The sequence below is a fragment of the Embleya sp. NPDC059213 genome (assembly GCF_042754445.1).
Lineage (GTDB): Bacteria > Actinomycetota > Actinomycetes > Streptomycetales > Streptomycetaceae > Embleya.
The window spans coordinates 1-5,908 of record NZ_JBHZAV010000329.1 but is presented as its reverse complement, the minus strand read 5'-3'; the positions used below and the strand labels follow the sequence as shown (position 1 = coordinate 5,908).

The 5,908-nt window shown below is 74.1% G+C and carries 4 protein-coding genes; all 4 read left to right on the top strand.

What is annotated here, in order from left to right:
• Nucleotides 1-119 precede the first annotated feature (119 nt).
• Entirely contained in the window at nt 120-1,076 is a 957-nt protein-coding gene (locus ACFXMF_RS46390; RefSeq protein ID WP_379990942.1) for a helix-turn-helix transcriptional regulator, read from the top strand.
• Between the two features lie 410 nt (nt 1,077-1,486).
• The gene (locus tag ACFXMF_RS46385) at nt 1,487-2,617 is read left to right on the top strand and encodes an acetate/propionate family kinase (protein WP_360306970.1); all 1,131 of its coding nucleotides are present in this window, start codon (nt 1,487-1,489) and stop codon (nt 2,615-2,617) included.
• Between the two features lie 162 nt (nt 2,618-2,779).
• The gene (locus ACFXMF_RS46380; RefSeq protein WP_360306973.1) at nt 2,780-3,427 is read left to right on the top strand and encodes a hypothetical protein; all 648 of its coding nucleotides are present in this window, start codon (nt 2,780-2,782) and stop codon (nt 3,425-3,427) included.
• A gap of 436 nt (nt 3,428-3,863) precedes the next feature.
• Nucleotides 3,864-5,908, top strand: a 2,045-nt coding sequence (locus ACFXMF_RS46375; protein WP_380021265.1) for a tetratricopeptide repeat protein, incomplete at its 3' end; no start/stop codon positions are given.

Here is a 5,908-nt window from a genome sequence, read left to right as displayed (position 1 = left end):
GGTGAGCATGTGTCTGTCCTTGCCTCGGGTGCGGTCGGTGCCTCGGTGCGGCCCGTCGAGATCGACTCTAGGCAGGCTTCCGGTCACTTTCCGGCCGGAAGTCGAGGCAGGATGTCGGCATGGCGAACACCAGCTCACGCACGCTCGGACTGCTCTCCCTGTTGCAGACCCACCGGCACTGGGCCGGCCCGGAGCTGGCCGAGCGGCTCGGGGTGTCCGAGCGCACGCTGCGCCGCGACGTCGAGCGGCTGCGCGAGCTCGGCTATCCGGTCGGCGCGACCCGGGGCACCGACGGCGGCTACCAACTCGCGCCCGGCGCCGTCCTGCCGCCGCTGTTGCTCGACGACGAGGAGGCGGTGGCCCTCGCGGTGGGCGTCGGCGACGCGGCGCAGAGCGGGGTCGCCGGGATGGAGGAGGCGTCGCTGCGCGCCCTCACCAAGGTGGTGCGGGTGCTGCCGCCCCGGCTGCGGGCCAGGGTGGACGCGCTGCGCGCGGTGACCCGTTTTGCCGGCGGGTCCGGGCCGGTCGTCGCGTCGGGGGTGCTCACCGCGGTCGCCCAGGCGTGCCGGGACGAGGAGCGGCTGCGGTTCGGCTACACCGCCAGGGGCTCCGCGCCCACCGACCGCGAGGTCGAGCCGCACCGCGTCGTCGCGCTCGGCGGACGCTGGTACCTGGTGGCCTATGACCTGGGCCGGCACGACTGGCGCAGTTTCCGCCTCGACCGGCTCACCGGGCCGACCGCGACCGGCACCCGCTTTCGGCCGCGGCTGCTCCCGAGCGAGGACGCCGTGGCCTTCGTCCGGGCGGCGAGCGGGACCCCGGCTCCGTACACGGTCGAGGTCCTCGTACACGCACCCGCCGCGCGAGTGCGGCAGGCGGTCGGGCGCTGGGGCACGATCGAACCACTCGGCCGGGACGGTTGCCGGCTCACCATGACGTCGACCTCCCTGGACTGGCCGACCCAGGCACTGGGCAACGTGGGGGCCGAGTTCGAGATCCTGGGACCGCCGGAGTTCGCCGCGCACGTTCGGGAGTGGGGCGCCCGCTTCCTCCGCGGCACCGACACACGCGCGTGACCTTCGCCGTGCACAGCGGGTGGTGCGCGGCCACCACGATGATCGGCCGCGTTCGGTGCCGGTCCGGGACCGCATCCCTTGCGGCGACGGTCGTCCGCCGGCGCCCGAGGGCCGCCGCCGATCGTGCGGCAGGGCCGCGTTGCCCGAGGCAATCGGGTCCTTCGGCCCGGGCGCGGGGGCGTGAACCGCGATGTCCTGGGAACGGTATCGACGCATCATCCACCGGGAGGCGGCCGTCGTGTTCCCCCTCGCACCACCCCGAAGCACCCCTGCATCCGCGTGTCGGCGCCCGATCGGGGACGGCGCGCGGTCGCCGCGGTCGCGCCGGCGCGGTCGCGGGTCGGCTGCGGGCCCCGGGCTCGCCGCCGACCGCGAGCGGCTGCGCGCGTGGCGGGAGACGGTGGTTCGCGATGCGCACTGAGGCCGCGCGTGCGGAGGGCGTCGACCACCCCGGACGCGTCCTGGTCGTCAACGCGGGCTCCTCCAGCCTGAAGTTGTCGGTCGTCGAGCCGGACGACACGATCGCCCGCACCGCGAACCTGACCTGCGCCGAGGCCATTCCGCCCGAGGCGATCGCCGAATTCCTGCGCGAGGCGGGCACCGTCGACGCCGTGGGACATCGGATCGTGCACGGCGGCGCCGACTTCACCGGGCCCGCCCGCCTGGATCCGCGGGTATACGCGCGGGTCGTCGCACTGCGTCCGCTCGCGCCGCTGCACCAGGGCCGGGCGATCGCGGGCATCGACACGGTCCACGAACTGCGCCCCGACCTGCCCGCGGTCGCCTGCTTCGACACCGCCTTCCATCACACCCTCCCGGCCGAGGCGAGCACGTACGCCCTCCCCGAGGCGTGGCGGGCCGGATGGGGGCTGCGCCGCCACGGCTTCCACGGCCTGTCGCACGCCTATGCCTCGACCCGGGCATGCGAACTGACCGGCCTGCCGGCGTCGTCGGCCCGCGTGGTGAGCTGCCACCTCGGCGCGGGTGCCTCGTTGGCCGCGATCCGGGGCGGGATCAGTGTCGACACCACGATGGGCTTCACCCCGACCGAGGGCCTGGTGATGGCCACCCGCGCCGGCGACCTGGACCCGGGCATGCTCGTTCGGTTGCTTCGTACCGGCGTCGAACTCGCGGAGTTGGAACGGGTGTTGGAGCACGAGGCCGGGTTGAGCGCGCTGGCCGGACACGGCGGCGACATGCGCGCGATCCGGGCCGACGCCGAGGCGGGCGATGCGCGCGCCCGGCTGGCGCGCGGCATCTACGCGTACCGGGTGCGGACCAGGATCGCCGCGATGGCCGCGGCGATGGGCGGCCTGGACGTCCTGGCCTTCACCGGGGGAGTCGGGGAACACGACGACACGCTGCGCGCGGACATGGTCGCCGAGTTGGCGTTCCTCGGGGTGCGCCTGGACCCCCGGGCCAACGCCCGCGCGCGGGCCGACGCCGAGATCGGCCGAGCGGGCGCGCCGGTGCGCACCGTGGTCGTCACCGCCGGCGAGGACATCCGGATCGCACGCGAGACCCGCGCGACGCTGGGCTGAACCGCGATTCGCCACGACGTGCGCCACCCGGAGTGGGCCGGCGCGCGGGCGTGCGTGGGGGGTGCCCGTCCGGTCACAACGAGCCATCTTCCGAGGGGCGTTCGGCCCTGTCCGGATCCGCGGCGGAGCGGCCAGGCTGGGACGTGACCCAGGGGAGGGATCATGCACCGACGGGGACTGAAGATCGTGATCACCGAGTCGCAGCCGGACGGTTGCCGGCAGGTCGCGGGGCACCTGACCGAGGCCGGACACACCGTGCTGCGCTGCCACGGGCAACCGGGGACGGAGCGGACGGAACCCTGCGTGGCCTGGGCGGCCGGGGGCGGCTGTCCGCTGCTCGCCCAGGACGTCGACGTCGTCGTGGACGTGCGCGCCGACGAGGGGCCGCGGACCGCGCGCGAACAGGGCGCGATGTGCGCCCTCGTAGCAGGTGTGCCGCTGGTGGTCTGCGGACCCGTCGGCGCCCGCGACGGCATGCTCGCCCGGGCGGACGTGCTGTGCCACCACGACGACATCGAGGCGGCCTGCCGCACGGCGTTCTCCCCGGTGGGCCCCACCGCCCATCGGGTGGTCGCCCGTGCCGTGTCGCTCGCGCTCGCCGGAGTGAGCACCCCCGCCGACGTGCACGTGCGCCTGACGGCGCGGGAGAGCACGGTCTTCGCGGACATCACGGTCGGCGCGTCCCCCACGGCCACCGCGATTCGCCGCGTGCGTGCCGCCGTTCGACTCGCGCTGGCCCCCTTCACACCGTCGTGGCCGTATACCCCGGTGACGCTGTACCACCGGGAGCGGCCGGCCGATCGTCCGTGACGGCGCGATGTCATCCGGGCAACTCGCCGGGTGACGGGGGCACTTCGCCTGCGACGGGTTCAGCGCTCCGGTCCGAATCTCACCGCCGAGCGTGAGGAACGCCGACGGCGGTACCCGGCTTGTCTCCGGGCGGGGAGTTCGTACCTTGCGCGGATGACCGCTCGCCGTGGGCGCGTTGTTGTCGGCCTCGGTAGACGGGGCCTGGTCGGTTGGCGAGGCGCCGGCGTGCCGACGCCGGCGGGGGTCTCCCTGCCGGATCGTCGTGCTTTGGTACGACGGGCCGGTTTGTCTGGTAGTCCTGGGAAGTGGGCGCCGGATACGGCTCGTTGGGCTGGTCGTGACAGGGGTGGGACGGGGCTCGGGGATTGAGGATCACGGTAGTGGTGGTGATCGTGTCGACGCAGTCGTTGTGACCGGAGAAGGCGAGGAAGCCACCGTGCGATGGCGCCGACGCGAGCGCGGATCCGATGCCCCGGCGGTCGTGGAGGAGGTGGTGGTTGCCGACAGCGGCGATGCTCGTGCCGGCGACGGTGGGACGGCGGTGTCCGGCCATCGTGGACCACCGTCCTCGTTACCGGCGGGCGCGGGGACGGTGCACGTCGAGAGGTCCGGGCCCGCGACCGCGTCGGCGCCCCACGCGGTGGCCATCAGCGGCAACGTCCACGTCGCCCGGTTGAACGTCCGAGCCGCGCCCGTCCCGGTGCCGGTGGAGTGGCCGCTCCTGCCCGATCCCGTGCCGGCGTTGGCCTCGGCGTTCCAGGACCGTACCGGGTTGCGGGAGCGGATCGATCGGGCCCGGGCCGATCACGCGACGGTGGTGCTGTCCGGGGGTGGCGGGATGGGCAAGTCGCAGCTCGCCGCCGCCTACGCCCACCAGGCTCGCGCGGAGGGCGTGGACCTGGTCCTGTGGGTCAACGCCGCCGAAACCGAGCAGGTGATCACCACCTACGCCCGTGCCGCACGGTTGGTCGCCGCCCCGGGCGCGGCCGGGCAGGATCCTCAGGACGACGCGCGGGCGTTCGTGAACTGGCTGGCGACGACGCCGCGTTCGTGGTTGGTGGTCCTCGACGACATCACCGACCCGCGATCGCTGGAATCGTGGTGGCCACCGTCGCCGCCGTCCGGTCGCGGGACGGTCCTGGACACCACCCGCCGCCGCGACGCCCTGCTCTCGGGCGGCGGCCGTGCCGTGATCGACGTCGACACCTACACCGAGGCGGAGGCGGAGACGTATCTGCGCGAGCGCCTCACCCACGCCGCATGCGCCCGTCTCCTCGACGACGATGTCCTGCGACTGGCGCGGGAGTTGGGCCTGCTGCCCCTGGCCCTGGCGCACGCCGCCGCGTACATGATCAACGAGGATGTGACCTGCGCGCGGTACCTGCGCCTGTTCACCGCCGGCACCGCCCGTCTGGACAAGCTGTTGCCTGTGGACGCGGACACCGAACGCTACGGGCGACCGGTGGCCACCGCGCTCCTGCTGTCCCTGGACGCGGCCCAACGCGCCGAACCCGCCGGACTCGCGGCCCCCGCCCTCACCTTGGCGGCCTTCCTCGACCCCGCCGGACACCCCCGCGAACTCTGGACCCACCCCGGCGTCGCCACCCACCTCGGCATCCACCGCACCCCCGAGACCCCGGTCGACGCCGACGACGCCCACGCCGTGCTTCGGCTGCTGCACCGCTACGCCCTGATCACCGACGATTCCCGCAACGGCCCCCGCGCCGTCCGCATCCACGCCCTCACCGCCCGCGCCGCCCGCGAGGTGACCCCAGACACCGAACTCCCCACCGCCGCCCACGCGGCCGCCGACGCCCTGCTCGACCTGTGGCCCACCCACGACCACGGCGACGCGGATCTCGCGGCCGTCCTGCGGGCCAACACCGACACCCTCGCCGCACATGCCGGCGACCACCTGTGGCACCCCGACGGCCACCCGATCCTGTACCGGGCCGGACGAAGCCTCCTCGACGCGGGCCTCCACAACGTCTCGATCCCCCACTGGCAACGGATGAGCGCCGACGCCGATCGACTGCTCGGCGCGGAACATCCCGACACGCTGATGGCCCGAGGTCAACTGGCGATCTCGTTCTGGCAGGCGGGGCGGACGGACGAGGCGATTGCCTTGGAGGAGCGGGTGCTGGCCGCCCGCGAGCGGCTGCTGGGCGCGGAACACCCCAACACGCTGATGGTGCGAGCAAACCTGGCCTCCTCGTACTTGCAGGCCGGGCGGATCGGCGAGGCGATCGCCCTGGACGAGCGGGTGCTGGCCGATCGCGAGCGGCTGCTGGGTGCGCAGCACCCCGACACCCTGATGACGCGGGCGAACCTGGCCTCCTCGTACCGGCAGGCGGGGCGGATCGGCGAGGCGATCGCCTTGGAGGAGCGGGTGCTGGCCGATCGCGAGCGGCTGCTGGGTGCGCAGCACCCCGACACCCTGATGACGCGGGCGAACCTGGCCTCCTCGTACTGGCACGCGGG

What these genes read in the sequence shown, in the direction of transcription:
- ACFXMF_RS46390 (WP_379990942.1), top strand. Translation starts at nt 120, where the DNA reads ATGGCGAACACCAGCTCACGCACGCTCGGACTGCTCTCCCTGTTGCAG.
- ACFXMF_RS46385 (WP_360306970.1), top strand. Translation starts at nt 1,487, where the DNA reads ATGCGCACTGAGGCCGCGCGTGCGGAGGGCGTCGACCACCCCGGACGC.
- ACFXMF_RS46380 (WP_360306973.1), top strand. Translation starts at nt 2,780, where the DNA reads ATGCACCGACGGGGACTGAAGATCGTGATCACCGAGTCGCAGCCGGAC.